At 49.1% G+C, this 18,265-nt stretch carries 20 protein-coding genes and 1 riboswitch; of the genes, 19 read left to right on the forward strand and 1 reads right to left on the reverse strand.

Translation table 11 applies throughout. The features are described 5' to 3' along the window. Nucleotides 1-12 precede the first annotated feature (12 nt). Nucleotides 13-198 (reverse strand): 2-hydroxymuconate tautomerase, encoded by a 186-nt coding sequence (gene thmT / locus IRE19_RS01240; RefSeq protein ID WP_038704761.1) that lies wholly within the window; start codon nucleotides 196-198, stop codon nucleotides 13-15. A gap of 61 nt (nucleotides 199-259) precedes the next feature. On the opposite strand from thmT, the gene IRE19_RS01245 reads away from it, so the two are divergent. The 19 genes from IRE19_RS01245 to IRE19_RS01335 all read left to right on the forward strand — a co-directional run bounded on the left by IRE19_RS01245 (nucleotide 260) and on the right by IRE19_RS01335 (nucleotide 18,053). Next, nucleotides 260-778 carry a YwhD family protein gene (locus tag IRE19_RS01245; protein ID WP_203339037.1) on the forward strand — a complete coding sequence of 173 codons (519 nt, stop codon included), beginning with the start codon at nucleotides 260-262 and terminating at the stop codon, nucleotides 776-778. 429 nt (nucleotides 779-1,207) lie between these two features. Beyond that, nucleotides 1,208-2,041, forward strand: a complete 834-nt coding sequence (gene speE, locus IRE19_RS01250) for a spermidine synthase (RefSeq protein WP_191713514.1) — start codon at nucleotides 1,208-1,210, stop codon at nucleotides 2,039-2,041. A gap of 3 nt (nucleotides 2,042-2,044) precedes the next feature. Next, entirely contained in the window at nucleotides 2,045-2,917 is an 873-nt protein-coding gene (gene speB, locus IRE19_RS01255; protein WP_191713515.1) for an agmatinase, read from the forward strand. A 579-nt stretch (nucleotides 2,918-3,496) separates the two neighbouring features. Then, on the forward strand, nucleotides 3,497-3,994 hold the full coding sequence (locus IRE19_RS01260) for an antibiotic biosynthesis monooxygenase family protein (protein WP_203339038.1): 498 nt from the start codon (nucleotides 3,497-3,499) through the stop codon (nucleotides 3,992-3,994). Nucleotides 3,995-4,163: 169 nt separating this feature from the next. Further along, nucleotides 4,164-4,571: a YwiB family protein gene (locus IRE19_RS01265; protein ID WP_191713517.1), complete on the forward strand. Its 408-nt coding sequence runs from the start codon at nucleotides 4,164-4,166 to the stop codon at nucleotides 4,569-4,571. Next, nucleotides 4,571-6,232: an arginine--tRNA ligase gene (gene argS / locus IRE19_RS01270; RefSeq protein ID WP_203339678.1), complete on the forward strand. Its 1,662-nt coding sequence runs from the start codon at nucleotides 4,571-4,573 to the stop codon at nucleotides 6,230-6,232. The genes IRE19_RS01265 and argS overlap by 1 nt, the downstream gene beginning before the upstream one ends. A 92-nt stretch (nucleotides 6,233-6,324) precedes the next feature. Next, a riboswitch (cobalamin riboswitch) is annotated at nucleotides 6,325-6,511 on the forward strand. Between the two features lie 653 nt (nucleotides 6,512-7,164). Continuing rightward, nucleotides 7,165-8,142 carry an ABC transporter substrate-binding protein gene (locus IRE19_RS01275; protein WP_203339039.1) on the forward strand — a complete coding sequence of 326 codons (978 nt, stop codon included), beginning with the start codon at nucleotides 7,165-7,167 and terminating at the stop codon, nucleotides 8,140-8,142. Beyond that, nucleotides 8,135-9,127 (forward strand): FecCD family ABC transporter permease, encoded by a 993-nt coding sequence (locus tag IRE19_RS01280; protein ID WP_203339040.1) that lies wholly within the window; start codon nucleotides 8,135-8,137, stop codon nucleotides 9,125-9,127. The genes IRE19_RS01275 and IRE19_RS01280 overlap by 8 nt, the downstream gene beginning before the upstream one ends. A 2-nt stretch (nucleotides 9,128-9,129) precedes the next feature. Further along, on the forward strand, nucleotides 9,130-10,596 hold the full coding sequence (locus IRE19_RS01285; protein ID WP_203339041.1) for an adenosylcobinamide amidohydrolase: 1,467 nt from the start codon (nucleotides 9,130-9,132) through the stop codon (nucleotides 10,594-10,596). Continuing rightward, on the forward strand, nucleotides 10,593-11,546 hold the full coding sequence (gene cbiB / locus IRE19_RS01290; RefSeq protein ID WP_203339042.1) for an adenosylcobinamide-phosphate synthase CbiB: 954 nt from the start codon (nucleotides 10,593-10,595) through the stop codon (nucleotides 11,544-11,546). Before IRE19_RS01285 ends, cbiB begins: the two co-directional genes overlap by 4 nt. Then, nucleotides 11,533-12,612, forward strand: coding sequence for a pyridoxal phosphate-dependent aminotransferase (locus IRE19_RS01295; protein ID WP_203339043.1), 1,080 nt, complete (start codon nucleotides 11,533-11,535; stop codon nucleotides 12,610-12,612). The genes cbiB and IRE19_RS01295 overlap by 14 nt, the downstream gene beginning before the upstream one ends. Continuing rightward, nucleotides 12,594-13,142 (forward strand): bifunctional adenosylcobinamide kinase/adenosylcobinamide-phosphate guanylyltransferase, encoded by a 549-nt coding sequence (locus IRE19_RS01300; RefSeq protein WP_203339044.1) that lies wholly within the window; start codon nucleotides 12,594-12,596, stop codon nucleotides 13,140-13,142. Before IRE19_RS01295 ends, IRE19_RS01300 begins: the two co-directional genes overlap by 19 nt. A gap of 4 nt (nucleotides 13,143-13,146) precedes the next feature. Then, nucleotides 13,147-14,604, forward strand: a complete 1,458-nt coding sequence (locus IRE19_RS01305; RefSeq protein WP_203339045.1) for a cobyric acid synthase — start codon at nucleotides 13,147-13,149, stop codon at nucleotides 14,602-14,604. Beyond that, nucleotides 14,601-15,371, forward strand: coding sequence for an adenosylcobinamide-GDP ribazoletransferase (cobS, locus tag IRE19_RS01310; protein ID WP_203339046.1), 771 nt, complete (start codon nucleotides 14,601-14,603; stop codon nucleotides 15,369-15,371). Before IRE19_RS01305 ends, cobS begins: the two co-directional genes overlap by 4 nt. Beyond that, nucleotides 15,344-15,928 carry a histidine phosphatase family protein gene (locus IRE19_RS01315; protein WP_191713526.1) on the forward strand — a complete coding sequence of 195 codons (585 nt, stop codon included), beginning with the start codon at nucleotides 15,344-15,346 and terminating at the stop codon, nucleotides 15,926-15,928. Before cobS ends, IRE19_RS01315 begins: the two co-directional genes overlap by 28 nt. Then, on the forward strand, nucleotides 15,880-16,272 hold the full coding sequence (locus IRE19_RS01320) for a bifunctional adenosylcobinamide kinase/adenosylcobinamide-phosphate guanylyltransferase (protein ID WP_238943028.1): 393 nt from the start codon (nucleotides 15,880-15,882) through the stop codon (nucleotides 16,270-16,272). Before IRE19_RS01315 ends, IRE19_RS01320 begins: the two co-directional genes overlap by 49 nt. Nucleotides 16,273-16,311: 39 nt before the next feature. Further along, nucleotides 16,312-16,902: a cob(I)yrinic acid a,c-diamide adenosyltransferase gene (locus tag IRE19_RS01325; RefSeq protein WP_191713527.1), complete on the forward strand. Its 591-nt coding sequence runs from the start codon at nucleotides 16,312-16,314 to the stop codon at nucleotides 16,900-16,902. Nucleotide 16,903: 1 nt separating this feature from the next. After that, the gene (locus tag IRE19_RS01330; RefSeq protein ID WP_203339047.1) at nucleotides 16,904-17,386 is read left to right on the forward strand and encodes an ECF transporter S component; all 483 of its coding nucleotides are present in this window, start codon (nucleotides 16,904-16,906) and stop codon (nucleotides 17,384-17,386) included. Beyond that, nucleotides 17,376-18,053 carry an alpha-ribazole-5-phosphate synthase gene (locus tag IRE19_RS01335; RefSeq protein WP_203339048.1) on the forward strand — a complete coding sequence of 226 codons (678 nt, stop codon included), beginning with the start codon at nucleotides 17,376-17,378 and terminating at the stop codon, nucleotides 18,051-18,053. The genes IRE19_RS01330 and IRE19_RS01335 overlap by 11 nt, the downstream gene beginning before the upstream one ends. The last annotated feature ends 212 nt before the right edge of the window (nucleotides 18,054-18,265 follow it).

Here is an 18,265-nt window from a genome sequence, read left to right on the forward strand (position 1 = left end):
TTTCCACTTTTCCTACTGATCTGAAAAAAGTTTGCCTTTTGTGCCGTAATCGGTTTTTTTCATATCTTCGATAAAAACGGTGACGTTTTCAATCGGCGCCCCTGTTGTTTCAGAAACGGCTTCAGATACCTTTTCGACAAGTGCGCGTTTTTGGTCTTCTGTGCGCCCTTCGAGCATTTTGACAGTTACGTATGGCATAATGGATACAGCTCCTTTTCTTGAGAATACTATCATCATAGCAGAACGGAGGATTCAGACAATGGCGAACGAAGAAAAACCAAAACAAAAAGTAGGCTTTACCATTATAAAAAACGATCCGACAGACGGCCATAAAGGCTACGGCATCGGTTCCTTGTCTCTGGAGAACGTTTCTCCGCTGTTCATCGACGTGGAAGAGCAGGAAGCTTTTATTGATATCGGTGCCATGCATGCCCGCAGTGAAGTGGAGCGCGGCATCAAATTCACCACCAACCCGGAAGATTCTGCCGGCGGCAAAGATTATTGGCTGGTATGGATCACCATCGATTTCAATCCGGAAGGGCCCTATTACGCGGGAGTCGCAGCATGTGAAATGGTGGTTAACCGTGAGAAACGCAGAGGCTATAAAATTTTGGCAGACCACGTCAACCGGATGGATAAATCGATGAAACGCAAAATTCTCGTCGATCAAATGGATGAACCATCGAAAAAAGTGCTGGCGAACTACCTGGAAACCCATAACCCGGAAATGTGGCAGCGCAGCTCAGAACAGCTCCATCAGGATCTTGGCCGGAAGTAAGGAAATTTGCTTGGCCAATAAATGAAGATTTTGTCAAAGTGAGATTTACAGCAAATAACCAGCTTTTTGAACAGAATGTGACATTTCAATTTGCTTCCAAACGGTGGTTGAAGTTGTCTATAAAAGGCAGTACACTAGAACTACAGCTTTTCAATAGAAAGCTAGGACACCTGATAGCGAGCAAGTGCTGTGAGCCATTGCGATCCAAACCCAAGCCAATGCCTCATGTCTCTTTCTCCGCACCATCAGGCTTTTAAAAAGGTTTTCTGTGAAGGGAAAAATTCCCTGTGCAGAAAACCTTTTTATTTTATGTGTAACGAAGTTGAGCCCGGGTAAAGAGGAATAGGAAAAAAATATTGCACTTTTACCGAAAACACTTATACTTTTTTAGGTGGATTTTATTTAGAGTGAAAAGGAGTTTGATTATAGATGGCAGGATTTTGGTATACAGAAAAACAGACAGAGAATTTCGGAATCACAATGAAAATCAACAAGACGCTTCACACGGAGCAAACGGAATTTCAATACCTTGAAATGGCGGAAACCGCAGAATGGGGCAATATGCTGTTCTTGGACGGCATGGTCATGACTTCTGAAAAAGACGAATTCGTCTATCATGAAATGGTTGCACACGTTCCATTGTTCACGCATCCGAATCCGGAAAACGTGCTGGTTGTCGGTGGCGGCGATGGCGGCGTCATCCGTGAAATCCTGAAACACCCGTCTGTCAAAAAAGCGACGCTTGTCGATATTGACGGCAAAGTGATCGAGTACTCGAAAAAATTCCTGCCAAGCATTGCATCAGGCCTGGAAGATTCACGCGTGGAAGTGATCGTCGGGGACGGCTTCATGCACATCGCAGAATCGGAAAACGAGTTTGATGTTATTATGGTGGATTCAACTGAACCGGTCGGACCGGCAGTCAACTTATTCTCAAAAGGCTTCTATGCAGGCATTTCCAAAGCTTTGAAAGAAGACGGCATTTTTGTGGCGCAATCTGATAACCCGTGGTTCAAAGCAGATTTGATCAAGCAGGTGCAGAGCGACGTCAAGGAAATTTTCCCGATCACCAACTTGTACTTGGCGAATATCCCGACTTATCCAAGCGGTCTGTGGGCATTCACCATCGGTTCGAAAAAATACAACCCATTGGAAGTGCCGGCTGAACGTTTCCATGAAATCGATACGAAATACTATACGCCTGAGCTGCATAACGCCGCTTTCGTATTGCCGAAATTCGTGAAAGATTTGACAGGAGAGTAAACGATGAGATTTGACGAGACTTATTCAGGAAAAGTATTCATCAAAAGCCATCCGAATTACGAAGAATCTAAAGCCGTACTCTACGGCATGCCGATGGACTGGACAGTCAGCTACCGTCCGGGATCCCGTTTCGGCCCGAACAAAATCCGTGAAGTATCGATTGGGCTGGAAGAATACAGCCCCTATCTTGACCGCGAGCTTGGAGACGTGAAGTTTTTTGATGCAGGCGACATTCCTTTGCCGTTCGGCAATCCGGAAAAAAGCCTGATCGAAATCGAAACTTACGTCCATACCCTATTGGCTGATCATAAAATCCCAATGGGCATGGGCGGCGAGCATTTGGTGTCATTGCCGGTTATGAAAGCAGTTGCCAGCAAATATGACGACTTGGCGATCATCCATTTTGATGCGCACACCGATCTTCGTGAAAACTACGAAGGCGAAGAGTACTCCCATTCAACGCCGATCCGCAAAATCGCGGACCATATCGGACCGAAAAACGTCTATTCATTCGGCATCCGTTCAGGCATGAAAGAAGAATTCGAGTGGGCCAAAGAACAAGGCATGCACATCTCGAAATTCGAAGTGCTGGAGCCGTTGAAAGAAGTATTGCCGACCCTTGAAGGGCGCAATGTCTACGTGACGATCGATATGGATGTGTTGGATCCTGCACATGCACCGGGCACTGGAACCGTCGACGCAGGCGGCATCACATCCCGCGAACTGCTGGCTTCCATCCACGCAATCGCAGCATCAGGCGTCAACGTCGTTGGTTTTGATCTTGTGGAGCTTGCTCCCGTCTACGACCATTCCGACCAAACCGCGAACACAGCCAGCAAGCTGATGCGCGAAATGATTTTGGGTTGGGTAAAGTAGAGAAAAGCGTAAGCGTCCGTGTAGCTCTGACGGGCATAAGGCAGATCGGCGAAGCGGCGCTCTTTGCCGCACAGCCGGAATGACTTATGACCCCGAAGAGCTGGGCGCTGGAGTCTGGACAATAAGAAAAGCGAAGGCAGCCGTCTAGCCGCGACAAGAGCTGGAAGCCTTGCCGGTAATGGCGTTCTGTGCCATTGCTGGAAAGGCTGAAGCGACTCGAGGGGCTGGCTGCTGGAGTCTAGACAATAAGAAAAGCGGAAACGGCTAAGGAAGGTAACCTAAAACCGCGGCTTCCTGTCGCAACGGTTACCTGACCCACATCCTGTGGGCCTCCGACAGGCAAGAGCTGGCCGTTGGAGCTGGACAACAATAAAAATATAAGCACTATTTATACCAATCAATATTACTGGAGTAAGAGCCAGCTTGGAATTTTCCAAGTTGGCTTTTTCTATTGTATTTTACGTACCGGTTTCACCGACCATTTGGGACCTTCAAAGCTACCTGACTCTCCAAAATAGAATCTTTAATTTAAAACCGGTAAGATAGATGGAGACTACTTATCTGGAAGAGGTGCTGACAATGGAATTGTATAAATGGACAGGCCATCGCGATCAGGCGGTGATGCTGATGGCGAACTTGGCAAATGCACGGCTGATTTATCTGGTCAATGATGACGAAGCCGTGTTGCTCTATGAATCAGAAGGCGGTCCTGGTTTGCAGGGCGCAGAAGCATATCAGGTGTTGAATGCTGTGGGAGACATCAATGATGGCTATTACGCCGTATTCAATAACATTCCGGTGTCGGAGGAAGGCCGTGAGCTGTTCGAGTCGCGCTTCCAGAATCGAGCTGGGATGGTGGAGAAAGAACCAGGATTCGCGGCAATTCGCGTATTGCGGCCGGTGAATTCGGATACGTACGCCATTCTGACCTTATGGAAAGACGAACAATCGTTTAAAGACTGGCAGGAATCGCAAGCATATGGCCATGCTCATGCCAAGCGCGGCACAGCGGAAGGCATCGACAAACGCCCGAATATTTTCCCGCGCCCTTCTTTTGTCACAACCTATACAAGATGAGCAACGACACATTAAAATGAACAATTGATGAAAGACCACGCGCATTCAGCTGAGGCTGAAACATGTGGTCTTTTGCTTAATCTGCAGTTACCGCCAATCCTTCATTGAAAAAGACAGTCGAGTCAAGCTATAATATAAAGGTTATCAAAGGACGGGGAGGCGGAGAGCCATGCAAAAGACAGTGACGATCAAACTGACGACGACGATCCGTCAGCCGGATATGGAAGAGCAAGTGATGGTATTGGAATCTCATGGAACCTTGACGGAGAAAAACGAGCTGCGCTACCTGCAATATGCCGAACAGCAGGATGAACTCGAAATCCGGACAACGGTCAAACTTCAAAAAGACGAAGCGGTGATTATGAGAAGCGGCGGCCTGCAGATGCGGCTCCCGTTTTTATTACATAAAGAACAGACCGGCAATCTGACGAATGAACAGGGGTCATTTATGCTGACGACAAAGGCGCATGAATTGTCGGTCAGCGATACGCGGTTTAAAGTCCGATACGACCTTGCACTGGGCTCGGATCCTGTCGGTGAATACGAAATGGAAATACAGTTTATGGAGGCTAAATGATGAACGCAGTAGAAAAAGTCCAACAGGCAATTAAAACGGCATTTACGGAAGCAATTGAAAAAGCGGAATTGACAGCCGAACCGGTTGAAGTTCGCCTGGAATCACCAAAAGACAAAGCGAACGGCGATTACGCCACAAATATTGCGATGCAATTGACGCGTTTGGCGAAAAAGCCGCCCCGCGCGATTGCAGAAGCGATTGTAGCAAACCTTGATAAAGACGCAGCGAACATCCAGACAGTGGAAATCGCCGGTCCTGGATTTATCAACATCACCATCAAAAAGGATTACTTACAGGACGTCGTCAAAACCGTGCTCGACCAGAAAGCGGATTACGGCCGTTCAACTGCAGGGGCAGGCGAACGCATCCAAGTGGAATTTGTATCAGCCAACCCGACAGGCGACCTGCATTTGGGCCATGCCCGCGGATCTTCAGTCGGCGATTCGCTGTGCAATGTATTGGACTTTGCAGGATATGACGTATCACGCGAATACTACATCAACGATGCCGGCAATCAAATCAATAATTTGGCATTGTCGATTGAAGCCCGTTATTTTGAAGCACTTGGCCAAGGCGACAGCATGCCGGAAGATGGCTACCGCGGACAGGATATCAAAGACATTGCAGACGCGTTGGTACAGGAACATGGCGACAAATTTGTCAGCATGACTCATGAAGAGCGCTTTGAAGAATTCCGTCAGCACGGATTGAAAGTGGAATTGGCGAAATTGCAACAGGATCTGGCGGATTTTCGTGTGAAATTCGATGTATGGTATTCTGAATCGTCTCTTTACAAAAACGGCAAGATTGATGAAGCTTTAGCCAAATTGCGTGTTAACGGCCATGTTTTTGAAGAAGACGGTGCAACGTGGTTCCGTTCGACAACGTTCGGTGACGACAAAGACCGTGTTCTGATCAAAAACGACGGCACATACACGTATTTGATGCCCGATATCGCTTACCATGAAGATAAATTGCAGCGTGGTTTTGAAAAGCTCATCAATGTTTGGGGAGCCGATCACCACGGCTATATCCCGCGCATGAAAGCGGCGATTGAAGCACTTGGCTATGACCGCGACACGCTTGAAGTCAGCATCATCCAAATGGTGCAATTGTACAAAGACGGCGAAAAAATGAAGATGAGCAAACGTACGGGTAAAGCAGTAACGATGCGCGAGCTTGTCGAATTGGTCGGCTTGGATGCTGTGCGTTATTTCTTCGCCATGCGTTCCGGCGATACGCATATGGACTTCGATTTGGATTTAGCTGTTTCGCAATCCAATGAAAACCCGGTGTTTTATTCGCAATATGCGCATGCCCGCATCTCTTCGATTTTGCGTCAGGCAGAAGAACAGGGATTGACGGTTTCAGAAGACCAGTTGAACTTATTGACTTCTGAAAAAGAAATCGATGTTCTGAAGAAAATCGGTGATTTCCCGCAAGTCATTGCGGATGCAGCCAAGCAGCGTGCACCTCACCGAATCACAACATACATTCATGAATTGGCATCTAATTTCCACAGTTTCTACAATGCCAACAAAGTCTTGGATGCCTCTAACCCGGAATTGACCGGTGCCCGTCTGGCATTGATCATGGCTGTGAAAACAACCTTGGCCAACGCGTTGAAGACAGTCGGCGTCGCAGCTCCGGAAAAAATGTAAGAGACAGACAAACGTTTACGTGTATAATAAAGAGAAACTTCAATCAATGAATCTATCGCTTTTAGAAGCGGGATGAAATGAAGAAACAGAATATGAGAACCATTCATAAAGGTGCTTATGTCTAAGAACATGAGTTAAAAGGGAAGCCGGTTTAATTCCGGCGCGGTCCCGCCACTGTATGTGAGAGGAATCTGCAAAATGCCACTGAAGCAATGCTTTGGGAAGGTGCAGAAACCGAAGACCACAAGCCAGGAGACCTGCCTTTATGACGACACACCCAAACGCCTGCGAGGAAAGGCTGGATGCGCATGCTTTTTTATGGCGTCCTTTCCATCCCCCGCAGTTTGCTGCGGGGGATTTTGCGTTCTCAAGGAGATTTTTCAAACTTTCTGCATCTGAATCATTTGAGAAATTATTTATATCGTATATAAAAATTGCTAGATAAGTTGAACTAAAGAAACTGGCTTTTACCCAATGCTTCGGACGCTCTGGGTAGAGCGAAGACGATTGCTCCTGCGCAAGCTCGTCGCCAATGAGGTCCCAGGAATGCCGGTTCCCTCATTGGCTCCCGCAAGAAGCCAGGCAAAGGACACCTGTCTTCTTGCTTCGCCTAGCCCTTGGACGCGCCGGCGCTAAGAAATTGAATGAATTCAAAGCAAGCCTCTGTTTTTCTACTGTACTCATATAGATATGGAGTAAATCAGTGGAGACTCCAGCGGGATAGCGAAGTGCCGAACTAACTCGGGCCAAAAGCCCGAGTTAGTTCGGCGCAAGCCCTTGGCAGCTGGCACCGCGACGTCCTGTCGCGCCAGCTGCATGACCCACATCCTGCGGGCCCGAAAGCGGAGCTGGTTTACGGAATATCAGCAGGCGAAAATCATTAGTTCAACTTATAAAAATAAAGCACTACACACAACAAGGGGGATTTATTCATGAAGAAGATTTGGAAGTTTGGTGCCACTGCAGGATTTGCCGCGTTATTGATGGCGGGTTGCGGAGATGCGGCGACGCCCGTAGAAGAACAGGATACTGAAACGCCGGCGGAACCGCCGACGGAAGTTGCGGATGTAGAATTTCCGGTGACGTTGACGGATGCAGTAGGCGAAGAAGTGGTGATTGAGGAAGAACCGGGAGCCATCGTTTCGATGGTGCCATCAAATACAGAAATCGCTTATGAATTGGGGGTCGGCGACAATTTAGTCGGCGTTTCGGATTTTGATAATTATCCGGAAGAAGCGGGGCAAATTGAAAAAATCGGCGGCCAGGAATTCAATGTGGAAAAAATCATTGGCCTGCAACCGGATTTGGTGCTTGCGCATGAATCGGGCTTAGGTGTTGGCGATGCAGGGTTACAGCAGTTGCGTGACGCTGGACTCAATGTATTTGTAGTCAACAATGCCGTCAGCTTTGATGAAGTCTACGATTCCATTACAGTGATCGCGCAAGCGACAGGCACCATGGAAGAGGCGGAAAGCATCGTTTCTGAAATGGAAGTCCAAGTGGCGGAAATCGAAGAATTGGCAAGCACAATCGAAGAGCCGAAGACTGTCTTTTTGGAAGTCGGAAGTGAACCCGACATCTACACGACCGGAAAAGGCACGTTCATGGATGAAATGTTGACGCTCATCAACGCTGAAAATATAGCGGGCGATTTGGAAGGCTGGGCAAAAATGGACGCAGAAGCCGTCGTTGCAGCTGATCCAGACGTCATCATCACAACAGAAGGCGGCTATATCGAAGATGCGGTCGACCAAATCAAATCGCGCAATGGATTTGCGGAAGTGACAGCTGTCAAAGAAGATGCTGTCTATAACCTGGATTCGGACATGCTCACCCGTTCAGGCCCACGTTTATCAGAAGGGCTGATGGAAATGGCGAAAGCTGTTTACCCTGAAGTGTTCAATGAGTAAGAATGTACTGGCATACAGCGTCTCGCTGCTGATTTTAGCAGGCGCCATTTTGCTGGGGGTGACGGTCGGAACGGTTTCCATTTCGCCTACCGTGTTATGGAATCCGTCTTCGGATGAGGCAGCTGCCAATATTTTATGGAATATCCGCATGCCCCGTGTTATTTTAGCCGGGCTTGTCGGAGCGGCACTGGCGATTGCCGGGGCTGCGTTCCAAGGGCTTCTGAAGAACCCATTGGCCGATCCTTACACCCTGGGAGTGTCTTCCGGTGCCTCAGTCGGCGCTGTGATGACGCTCTTTTTTGGCATATCCATCCCATTTTTAGGACCATTCACTTTGCCGGTCATGAGCATGATCGGGGCGTTGCTGACAATGCTCGCCGTGATGAGTTTCGCAAAATTGGTGGATCGCTCCATGAAAATGGAAACCGTCATTTTAACAGGCATCATCTTCAGTTCTTTTCTGGGCTCAATTATCTCCCTGATGATTGCATTGACGGGAGAAGAGCTTCGCCAAATCATCGGCTGGCTGCTGGGCAGTGTGTCGATGCGCGGATGGCCATATGTGCGGATGGCGCTGCCGTTTGTTTTGATCGGTTCATTCGTCTTGTGGCTGAAGCGCAGAGAATTGAACGCCATGCTGTTTGGTGAAGAACGCGCACAACATTTGGGCGTCGATGTCAGAAAGAGCAAAATGATCATCTTAATCGGCGGTTCGGTACTGACAGGAGCAGCCGTTTCAGTTTCCGGAACCATCGGCTTTGTCGGTCTGGTGGTGCCGCATATGACCCGCTTATTATGGGGATCGGATCATCGCCACGTCTTGCCATTATCGTTCATCAATGGAGCCGCGTTATTGATCATTTGTGACTTGGTGTCGAGAACAATCATCTCACCGACGGAATTGCCGATCGGTGTCATTACCGCATTTATCGGAGCACCGGTATTTGCATTCATCTTTTTCCGGCAACGCAAAGGAGGGGCATGACCATGCTTGAAATAAAAGGAATAACAGGCGGCTATGGCGAGAAGAATATCGTCAACGACGTGTCTTTTACTGTCAATAAAGGCTCTATCCTCGGGATTTTGGGGCCCAATGGAAGCGGCAAATCTACCTTGATGAAATTGATCAGTGGAGTGCTTCCTGCTGCAGGTGGAGAAGTCCGGATCGACGGCAAACCCATGACTGATTTTACGGCGAAAGAACTGGCCAGGAAAATGGCGGTCTTGCCTCAATTGCATGCCCACGCTTTTGCCCATACGGTTCGTGAAACGGTGTCACTTGGCAGGTATCCGCATCAAAGCGGCTGGTTTTCTTCCTGGTCGGATGAAGACGAAGAAGCTGTTGTGGAAGCGATGGTGTTGATGGACATCAGCCAATATGAACAGACACAAATCGATCGGATGTCGGGCGGCGAACAACAGCGCGTCTTCGTGGCACAGGCTCTGGCACAAGATGCAGGGATCCTGCTTTTGGATGAGCCGACCAACCATCTGGATATCAACCACCAGAAGGAATTGCTCGATACCATCAAAAAGCAGGCCATTGAAAAAGACTTGACGATTGTCTCTATTTTTCACGATATCAACCTGGCTTCCATGTATTGCGATCAATTGCTGCTGATGGATGGAGGAGGGGTCGTCCGGATCGGCGAACCGCATGAAGTGGTTCGGGAACAAGATATTGAAACCGTCTATCATACACGCGTCAGCAATCACCCGCATCCGGAACTGCCTAAACCGCAGATCACTTTATTGCCGGGTGTCGAGCGTGAATCCACTGATGCAAGCATACGGGCAGAGGACTTCCGGATTTCCAAAGACATGGTGCTCTACCAGAGTCCGATTCCGTTAAAAACGGTATCATCCGCAGTCGTCAATGCGGGCTCCGGTTGGTTCCGCAATTTCATGAACCGCCATGTGGATGCATTTTACAACATCAACAACAGTGTCCAGGAAATGTCCGAGTATATCGAAGAAAGCGGACTGAAAACGACGGACACAGTAGGGATGATGACAGCTGTCCAAACGGAAGATGCCATCATTAAAGAGTATGAGGGCCCATTCGGCTCAGTGGTGATTGCTGTCACTGCTGGTGTTGGAAACGGCGTTGACGTCTCAAAAGCGGTAGAGCGCACCTTGCGTGTCGGGACCATCAATACCTGGATCCTGGTCAATGGCATCTTATCCGATGAAGCGTTTATCCAAGCGATGATCACTGCAACAGAAGCGAAGACCAAAGCCCTTCAGCAGGAGCAAGTCAAAGATCCACTGACCGGAACGATCGCGACCGGGACGTCCACTGACAGCTGCCTGGTAGCGGCCACGCAGCAAGGCGAGGAATTGCCTTATGCCGGTCCCATCACTGAACTTGGAAAACTGATCGGCGTCGGTGTTTTCGAATGCACCATTGAAGCGCTCAAATTGTATCAGTTGGCGAAAGCGAAAAGTCTATGATTTCACATCTGATTGCTATTGCGCTGGGCTTGGCCATTGACCGTATAATTGGTGATCCGCCCAATTGGCCACATCCTGTCCGCTGGATCGGGACTGCAATCCGCAAGTTGACCAAACACTGGAATCACGGACCGAACGCTTTCCGAAACGGTTTTTGGCTCCTGGGAACGATTGCTGTTACCGTTTTTCTGCTCGTTTATGCAGCTGTTTTTTGGGCTTATTCTTTAAATGCGTTTTTGGGAATTGCTGTAGAAGCCGTATTGATCGCTTCCGGGCTTGCACAGAGGAGCCTGAAAGACGCAGCGATGGAGGTCTACAATCCATTGACGAATAAAAACATTGTCCTGGCACGTGAAAAGTTGTCCTGGATTGTCGGCAGGGATACAGAAGGTTTAAACGAAAGTGAAATTACAAGAGGCGTCGTGGAGACGGTGTCGGAGAATACCAGCGATGGCGTCACTGCACCGCTGTTCTGGGCATTTCTGCTCGGCGCTCCGGGCTTGTGGCTGTATAAATCCGTCAATACACTTGATTCGATGGTGGGCTACCGAAATGAAGAGTTTGAGCAGTTCGGTTTTGCCTCTGCAAAAGCGGATGATGTACTGAACTTCATTCCGAGCCGCCTGACCGGATGTTTGATTTTAATCCTCACTTCTAACAAACGATCACTGACCATGCGTCAGCGTTTTACGGAATGGCTGCGGGATGCACCAAAGCATCCGAGTCCGAACAGCGGCTGGCTGGAAGCGGCGACAGCCGTGCAATTAGGTGTAGAACTGGGCGGATTGAACCGCTACCGTGGAATCGAGTCGCAGCGTGCACGCATGGGTACGCCGGTTTATCCACTGGAAGCAAGCCACATAAAAGAAGCCGTCAGCCAGATGCAGACGGCCACCACTGGTTTTTTCATCTTGTTTGCTTTAGGAGGAATTTTTCTTGGAATTGCCTAATCATGGAGCCAATCCACTTCGTTTATACAAACAGGCAGGCATCAGCCCGCCGCCACAGATTTTAGATTTCAGCGAAAATGTCCATCCTTTTGGCCCACCGGCTTTTTTGGAGGAGATTTGGCCCGATATGCTGGGTTTGACCGGTTCTTATCCAGATCCGGATGGAGAACCGTTCCGTACGTCAGCTGCCAAATTCCATGATGTGGCGGCCGGTGAAGTCGCTGCAGGCAACGGGGCAGCTGAAATTTTCACTTGGCTGGCCAGAAGATATCGGAGCCGGCAGGTTGTCTTGATCGAACCGGCATTTTCCGAATACCGCCAAACGCTGGAAGCGGAAAATGTCCAGATCAAAGCGCTGCAATTGGTGCCGGAAAACGGCTGGCAATTGACCGTTCAAGATGTCCGGAACATAATCCCGGGATGCGCAGCGCTGTACATCTGCAATCCGCATAATCCGACAGGTACGTTACTGGACACCGAGACCCTTCAGGAAATTGCGCAGATTTGCCTGGAACACGACTGTGAACTTGTGATTGATGAAGCTTTTATTGATTTTATTGGAGAAGAGGCTTCCTTTATGCCGTTCTTGCCGGCTTTTCCGAATGTTTTCATTGTCCGTTCGATGACCAAAATGTACGCCATTCCGGGGTTGCGCCTCGGCTATGTGGTCAGTGCGGCAGAAAAGATCGGCCAATTGAAGCAAGGGGCAGCGCATTGGAACGTCAATGCCTTATCGGCTGTTATCGGAGCCAAGTGTTTAGGAGAAGCAGATTACCGCCGCAACGTCATCCAAGCCGCTTCCGGGGAACGCCGAAAAATGCAGCAGTTTTTAGCAGCAAACAATTGCCGGAGCACTGCTTCCGCAGTTAATTTCCTGTCATTCCAATTGCCGGATTCAAGTTGTTCTGCAGCATTTTTTACAGATTTCTTAAAAGCTGGAATCGTCCTTCGCCATACCGAATCATTTCAAGGAATGGACGGCAACTGGTTTCGAATCGGCATGAAATCAACGGAAAACATGACGAAATTGCGGGAGGCGATTAAGGAATGGCTCAAGGCCAATTGATATTTATCAGCGGCGGAGTCCGAAGCGGCAAAAGTGCCTATGCGGAATCTGTCGTCCGCGCTGCGGGAAGCGCGCGGAAAGTATACATAGCCAGCGGGCAAGCTTATGATGAAGAAATGAAGAAACGCATTGAACGCCACCGTCTAGATCGTTTTCAAGACGGTTGGCATACCGTTGAGCAAGCTTACCGCATGGAGAGTGTTTTAGAAAAACTGCAGCCGGAAGACCTGGTGTTATGGGATTGTGTGACGACGTGGCTGGCTAATGAGCTTTACGAGGGTTGGGAAACGGGCAATATGTGCGCCGATCAACCGGGGTGCATGGAAGAGAAATGGAATCGCCTGCAGCAGACGATTCTTGCTTTGCTGGATACCGTTAATTTGCTGACAGTCGTCTCGAACGAAGTGCTGGACGATTTCGTGCGCGACGAACTTTACCAAAGCTGGCTCGGGCGCATCCACATCTGGCTCGTGCAGCAAGCCGATCAGGCCATTGAAATGGAAAACGGCCTGGCATTCAGAAGGAAGTGACAAGATGCGCGGAATTATGATTCAAGGAACCGCTTCAGATGTCGGGAAAAGCATGATCTGTACAGCTTTTTGCCGGATTTTTTCCGATCAGGGAATGAAAGTGGCTCCCTTCAAATCACAGAACATGTCGAATAATTCCTATGTGACAGTAAAAGGAGAAGAAATCGGCCGTGCCCAGGGTGTCCAAGCCGAAGCGGCACGGACACTGGCGACAGTGGACATGAATCCGATTCTGCTGAAGCCGGAAAGCGGCATGAAGTCTCAGGTCGTGCTGTTCGGCAAAAAACTGGCGACGATGGATGGCATGGATTACCGGACCCGGTTTTATGAAAAAGGGCAGGAAGCCATCGATCAGGCACTTGCCAACCTTGCCAAAGACTTTTCCCATGTGGTCATCGAAGGAGCCGGAAGCCCGGCTGAAGTCAATTTGAACGACCGGGAGCTGGTCAACATGGCGGTGGCAAAACGGGCGGATGTGCCGGTGATTTTGGTCGCCGACATCGAACGTGGCGGTGTGTTTGCCTCGATTGTCGGAACGCTCGCTTTGATGCCTGAACCGGAACGGGTCAAAGGCTTGATCATCAATAAATTCCATGGCGATGCGCAGCTCTTTAAAGACGGCGTCCAGTTTCTGGAATCGTATACAGGCATTCCGGTGCTCGGGGTCATCCCGTACATGGCCAGCCATGAAATCGAACAGGAAGATTCACTTGGTGTGCAGGCCGTACAGCGGATAGCCAGAGTGGAAAATCCTATTGAACTGGTCATCTGCAGGCATCCTTACATCTCGAATTTCACAGATGTAGAACCGTTTCTGAATGAACCGGATGTGACCATCCGCTGGGCGGAAACGGTCGAAGACATTGGACAGCCGGATATCTTGTTGCTGCCAGGCACAAAAAGCACGATTGCAGATTTGCGCTATTGGAGAAAGCAGGGGCTTGGCATAAAACTCCAGGAATTGAAGGGGAATACATGGATTGTCGGCTTATGCGGCGGATTTCAGATGTTGGCTGAAACCCTGGCGGATCCCGAAGGCCATGATGGCATCGCAATAGAAAGAGAACGGGGATTTGGCTTGGTGCCGAATATGCATGTCCAGTTCGAAAAACAGAAAGTGGTCCAACGAAAGAACGGCCTCGCTGCATTTTCAGATGCGAAAGTTTCTGTCACCGGCTATGAAATCCACCACGGCAACGTGAAGCAAACAGACTATCCGCTTATAAGCAGTGGAAATTCATCAGAAGGCTATTTCCATGAACAGGTGCTGGGCACGCATCTGCATGGATTTTTCCGGAATCGCGAGTGCCGGACTGCCTTTTTGGCACCTATCCGCAAGCGGAAAAATTTGCCAGTGCCATTACCCGAAGCTGTGGCAGACCCATTTGACCGCTGGGCACAACATGTCAAGAGCCACTTGGACTGGCAGAAAGTCGAAGAAATCATGGAGGCGAGTTTATGAGCCGGCAGTTAGGGACAGGATTACTATTGGCGCTTCAATTTTTCTCGGTGATTTCGGTAAAGAAACAGCTGCCGATGGAAAAAGCCCATATCACTGCGATGTATGCGATGTTGCCTGTACTGGGTGTGCTTTTTGGCAGTGCCTTGGCCGGAGCAGTATGGCTTTTGAGAGAAACAACGGATGTCAGTTCGCTGTTGATCGGATTTACCGTCGTAGTCATTGGCATGGTACTGACCGGGGGACTCCATATGGACGGCCTGGCGGATACCGGGGATGCTTATTTTTCCTATCAGGACCGGGATAAACGGCTAGACATCATGGGAGATCCGCGGATTGGCGCTTTTGGCACCATGATTTTGCTGTTGGCGATTGTCGGGAAAATCATTGTGGTGGCGGAATCGGTACAGGCCGTTTCGCTGGTGCTGATTTTATTCATCCCGGTGTTAGCCAGAATCGGCTTGCTGGCATTGTTCAGCACGACCTGTTCAGCAAAACCAAAAGGGCTGGCAGCATTTTTCCAACAACGGGCAGACCACAGAAAGCTGTTCATAGCCGCGCTGATTTTTATTGCCATCGGTTTCGTGTTATTGGTTTGGAGCACAACTAGTTGGATTGCACTGACGCTGCTGGTGCTAGTGGCCGGATCGCTTTGGCTGTTCCGCGCCTGGTGCCTTCGGAATTTCGGCGGCGTGACGGGTGATTTGTTCGGTGCGTATGTGGAAGGAGTGGAGATTTTATTATGGATCAGCCTTTTATTCTTCGTTTAATTCGCCATGCCCCTACAAAAGGCAATCAACAAAAGTGTTATATCGGTTGGACCGATGAAGCGATCCTTCCGTTTCAGACACAACCTGACCTGAAACTTCAAACCGTTATGGGCAGTGACCTGAAGAGGTGCCGCCAGACGGCAGCGATACTGTTTCCGAATGCAGTCTACAGAGCAAACCGGGATTTACGGGAATGCCATTTTGGCCAATGGGAAATGAAAACCTATGAAGAGCTGAAAGACATTGAACTGTACCGCAACTGGATAGATAATCCTTGGAACAGCAAGCCTCCTGGCGGTGAAAGCCTTACGGACATGGCTCAGCGGATTGAACAAGGCATCCGAAAACTGCCGGAAGGCAATACAGTTACATTGGTTCTCCACGGCGGTCCGATTCGTTACCTGATGGCTCAGGCATTGAATGAAAAATTTCAAGATCAAATTGCGCTGCACGGGGGCTGCCACATTTTAACGTGGCCAAACCGCCAAGCGTTCGAGGAGCGGGCATTATGCACATCGTTTTCGGTGGAGCCTTTAACGGCAAGCGGCAATATGTGAAAGACCGGCTGGAAGGCCAGGTAGCCCAATGGAATGAAGGGCGGTTGCCAGAACCTTCAGCTACAGAAATAAATATAGTCATTGCCGGTTTGGAGCTGTGGGTCAAACAGCAGCTTGAACAGGGTTTTACAGAAGAATATTTAATGGAGCAAGTGAAAAAAACGGTCGGTCGGGAACAAACGCAGCAAACCTGGATTTTAACGGATCTCAATCGCGGCATTGTGCCGACTGAGCGGATTGAACGGGAAATGCGCGACGTTCTGGGCAGGATCTATCAGTTCTTATTTGCTGAAGCACACAGCATTACACGCATTTGGTATGGGATTCCAGAAAAACTGAAGTAAAAATTCATTCCGTGAAAGCGGAAAAAGGGGCAGATGAACATGAAAATTTACACAAAAACCGGAGACAAAGGGCAAACTAGTTTAATCGGAGCACGCACAGACAAAGATGCACCACGCGTTGAGGCTTACGGCACCATTGATGAAGTGAATTCATTTATCGGCAAAGCGATGACCGAATTGGCACCTGACTTATACGCCGACTTGTTGGCGGACTTGGAAGCCATCCAAAACGAATTGTTCGATTGCGGCGGCGACTTGGCCGATGTCCGTAAAGAACCCAATTACAAAATGACGGAAGAACCGGTGGAAGTTTTGGAAAAACGCATCGATGAATTGATGGAAGAGCCTCCATTGCTGGAGCGCTTTATCCTGCCTGGAGGTTCGCCGGCGGCGGCAACTATGCATATTGCACGCACGATTACGCGCCGTGCTGAGCGCCAGACAGTAACGTTGATGAGAGCAGGAGAAGATTTTCCGCCTGTAGTCCAGCGCTATTTGAACCGCTTATCCGATTACCTGTTTGCTGCAGCACGTGTCGTCAATTCACGTGCCGGCGTTCCGGATAATGAATACGTACGCAGCGCTAAAGTTTTCAAGAACGGCGGGCGCAGCAAAAAGTCGGTGGAATAGGATGACGGCTCAGAAACTGGCGCTGGCGGCTTTATTCATCAGCTTATCCGCAATTGGCGGCATGATCAAAATTCCGCTCGGCATTGCATCCATTGCACTTGATTCAATGCCGGCCTTGGTAGCCGTGTTGTTTTTTTCAGCACCGCTCGCAGGGACCATCGCGGCATTCGGCCATTTGATTTCGGCTTTGTTTGGCGGCATGCCGCTCGGACCGTTTCATCTGATCATTGCGTTTGAAATGTGGGCAGTCGTCTGGCTGTTCGCGATATTGCATAGTGCGAGAAAACGGTGGTTGAAATGGCCAGCATTCATCGTTGGCAACGGTATGGTCGCAGCCGTTCCGTTCTACTTTCTTTTGTCGCCGGCATTTTTCTATGCTTCAGCACCGGGTCTGGTAATTGCGGCTTCCCTTAATGCCGGAGTGGCTGCTTTGCTGATGCCTTACGTGCTGAGAGTACGTGGAGGTTCACTGCATGCGTCATGAGATTTCGATAGATGGTTTTGTCATCACTTCAGATAATTCTGCAGCCATCGGTGAAAAACAGCAGGATGTGGTCCAGGCTCCAGATTCCATCACGGCTAAATTTGCCGCACGGGTCGCGTTGCTTGAACAATGGGCATCCGGTAGCGAACCGCAGGCAGTGTTGCTTCACAATTTTAGTGGTGCTGCTCATTGGGATGCCTATGCGGCGGGCATCGCTGACCTTTTTGCTGAAGCCGAAACCCGGCTGCCGCCGATTTCGGGCAGCACGGAAACCAATATGGCCACTTTACAATCCGGAATCGCCGTGACGATAATCGGAAAACAGTCTCGCAAACAAGCAGCGGCTGGATCTTTGAACTGGTTTGTCTACGGGATTCCATTGGTCGGAGAAGACGTCCTCACGAAGGCCGATCAAATCGCTGATTTGGCTGCCATTAAAAAAGCTTTGGAATCGGAGCTGATCGAACGTGTTTGGCCAGTCGGATCGAAAGGCATTGCGCATGAAGCAGAATTGCTGATGGGCAATGCCGTGGAATTTTCTGCGGATCTTGACGTCGGCAGCTCCGCCGGACCGGCAACTTGCGTTCTGGTCGGTGCAATGCCAGAAAAGAGAAAACATGTTCAAGATTATTTCGGAGAATATCTTTTTTCGATTGATTTTCAATAAAGCAGAGCCATCATCCATTTATGGATGATGGTTTTTTGTCGTTTGATAGTCTATTCTCCATACAAAAGAACTGTAGATTTTAAAATCGTTAACTGGTATCTTATGTGTAGCAAACATTCAATGCTTGAAATTTGAAAACTCTTTTAAATTTAGGTTGACTGAATGCTCATTCATATTTTAAACTAGAACATAGTATCGACAATCTATTAGTG

It is taken from the genome of Planococcus beijingensis, from assembly GCF_016820615.1.
Lineage (GTDB): Bacteria > Bacillota > Bacilli > Bacillales_A > Planococcaceae > Planococcus > Planococcus notacanthi.

Bases quoted from the DNA above. Each gene is read 5' to 3' on its own strand.
- thmT (WP_038704761.1), bottom strand. From the start codon at position 198: ATGCCATACGTAACTGTCAAAATGCTCGAAGGGCGCACAGAAGACCAA.
- IRE19_RS01245 (WP_203339037.1), top strand. From the start codon at position 260: ATGGCGAACGAAGAAAAACCAAAACAAAAAGTAGGCTTTACCATTATA.
- speE (WP_191713514.1), top strand. From the start codon at position 1,208: ATGGCAGGATTTTGGTATACAGAAAAACAGACAGAGAATTTCGGAATC.
- speB (WP_191713515.1), top strand. From the start codon at position 2,045: ATGAGATTTGACGAGACTTATTCAGGAAAAGTATTCATCAAAAGCCAT.
- IRE19_RS01260 (WP_203339038.1), top strand. From the start codon at position 3,497: ATGGAATTGTATAAATGGACAGGCCATCGCGATCAGGCGGTGATGCTG.
- IRE19_RS01265 (WP_191713517.1), top strand. From the start codon at position 4,164: ATGCAAAAGACAGTGACGATCAAACTGACGACGACGATCCGTCAGCCG.
- argS (WP_203339678.1), top strand. From the start codon at position 4,571: ATGAACGCAGTAGAAAAAGTCCAACAGGCAATTAAAACGGCATTTACG.
- IRE19_RS01275 (WP_203339039.1), top strand. From the start codon at position 7,165: ATGAAGAAGATTTGGAAGTTTGGTGCCACTGCAGGATTTGCCGCGTTA.
- IRE19_RS01280 (WP_203339040.1), top strand. From the start codon at position 8,135: ATGAGTAAGAATGTACTGGCATACAGCGTCTCGCTGCTGATTTTAGCA.
- IRE19_RS01285 (WP_203339041.1), top strand. From the start codon at position 9,130: ATGCTTGAAATAAAAGGAATAACAGGCGGCTATGGCGAGAAGAATATC.
- cbiB (WP_203339042.1), top strand. From the start codon at position 10,593: ATGATTTCACATCTGATTGCTATTGCGCTGGGCTTGGCCATTGACCGT.
- IRE19_RS01300 (WP_203339044.1), top strand. From the start codon at position 12,594: ATGGCTCAAGGCCAATTGATATTTATCAGCGGCGGAGTCCGAAGCGGC.
- IRE19_RS01305 (WP_203339045.1), top strand. From the start codon at position 13,147: ATGCGCGGAATTATGATTCAAGGAACCGCTTCAGATGTCGGGAAAAGC.
- cobS (WP_203339046.1), top strand. From the start codon at position 14,601: ATGAGCCGGCAGTTAGGGACAGGATTACTATTGGCGCTTCAATTTTTC.
- IRE19_RS01315 (WP_191713526.1), top strand. From the start codon at position 15,344: ATGGATCAGCCTTTTATTCTTCGTTTAATTCGCCATGCCCCTACAAAA.
- IRE19_RS01320 (WP_238943028.1), top strand. From the start codon at position 15,880: ATGCACATCGTTTTCGGTGGAGCCTTTAACGGCAAGCGGCAATATGTG.
- IRE19_RS01325 (WP_191713527.1), top strand. From the start codon at position 16,312: ATGAAAATTTACACAAAAACCGGAGACAAAGGGCAAACTAGTTTAATC.
- IRE19_RS01330 (WP_203339047.1), top strand. From the start codon at position 16,904: ATGACGGCTCAGAAACTGGCGCTGGCGGCTTTATTCATCAGCTTATCC.
- IRE19_RS01335 (WP_203339048.1), top strand. From the start codon at position 17,376: ATGCGTCATGAGATTTCGATAGATGGTTTTGTCATCACTTCAGATAAT.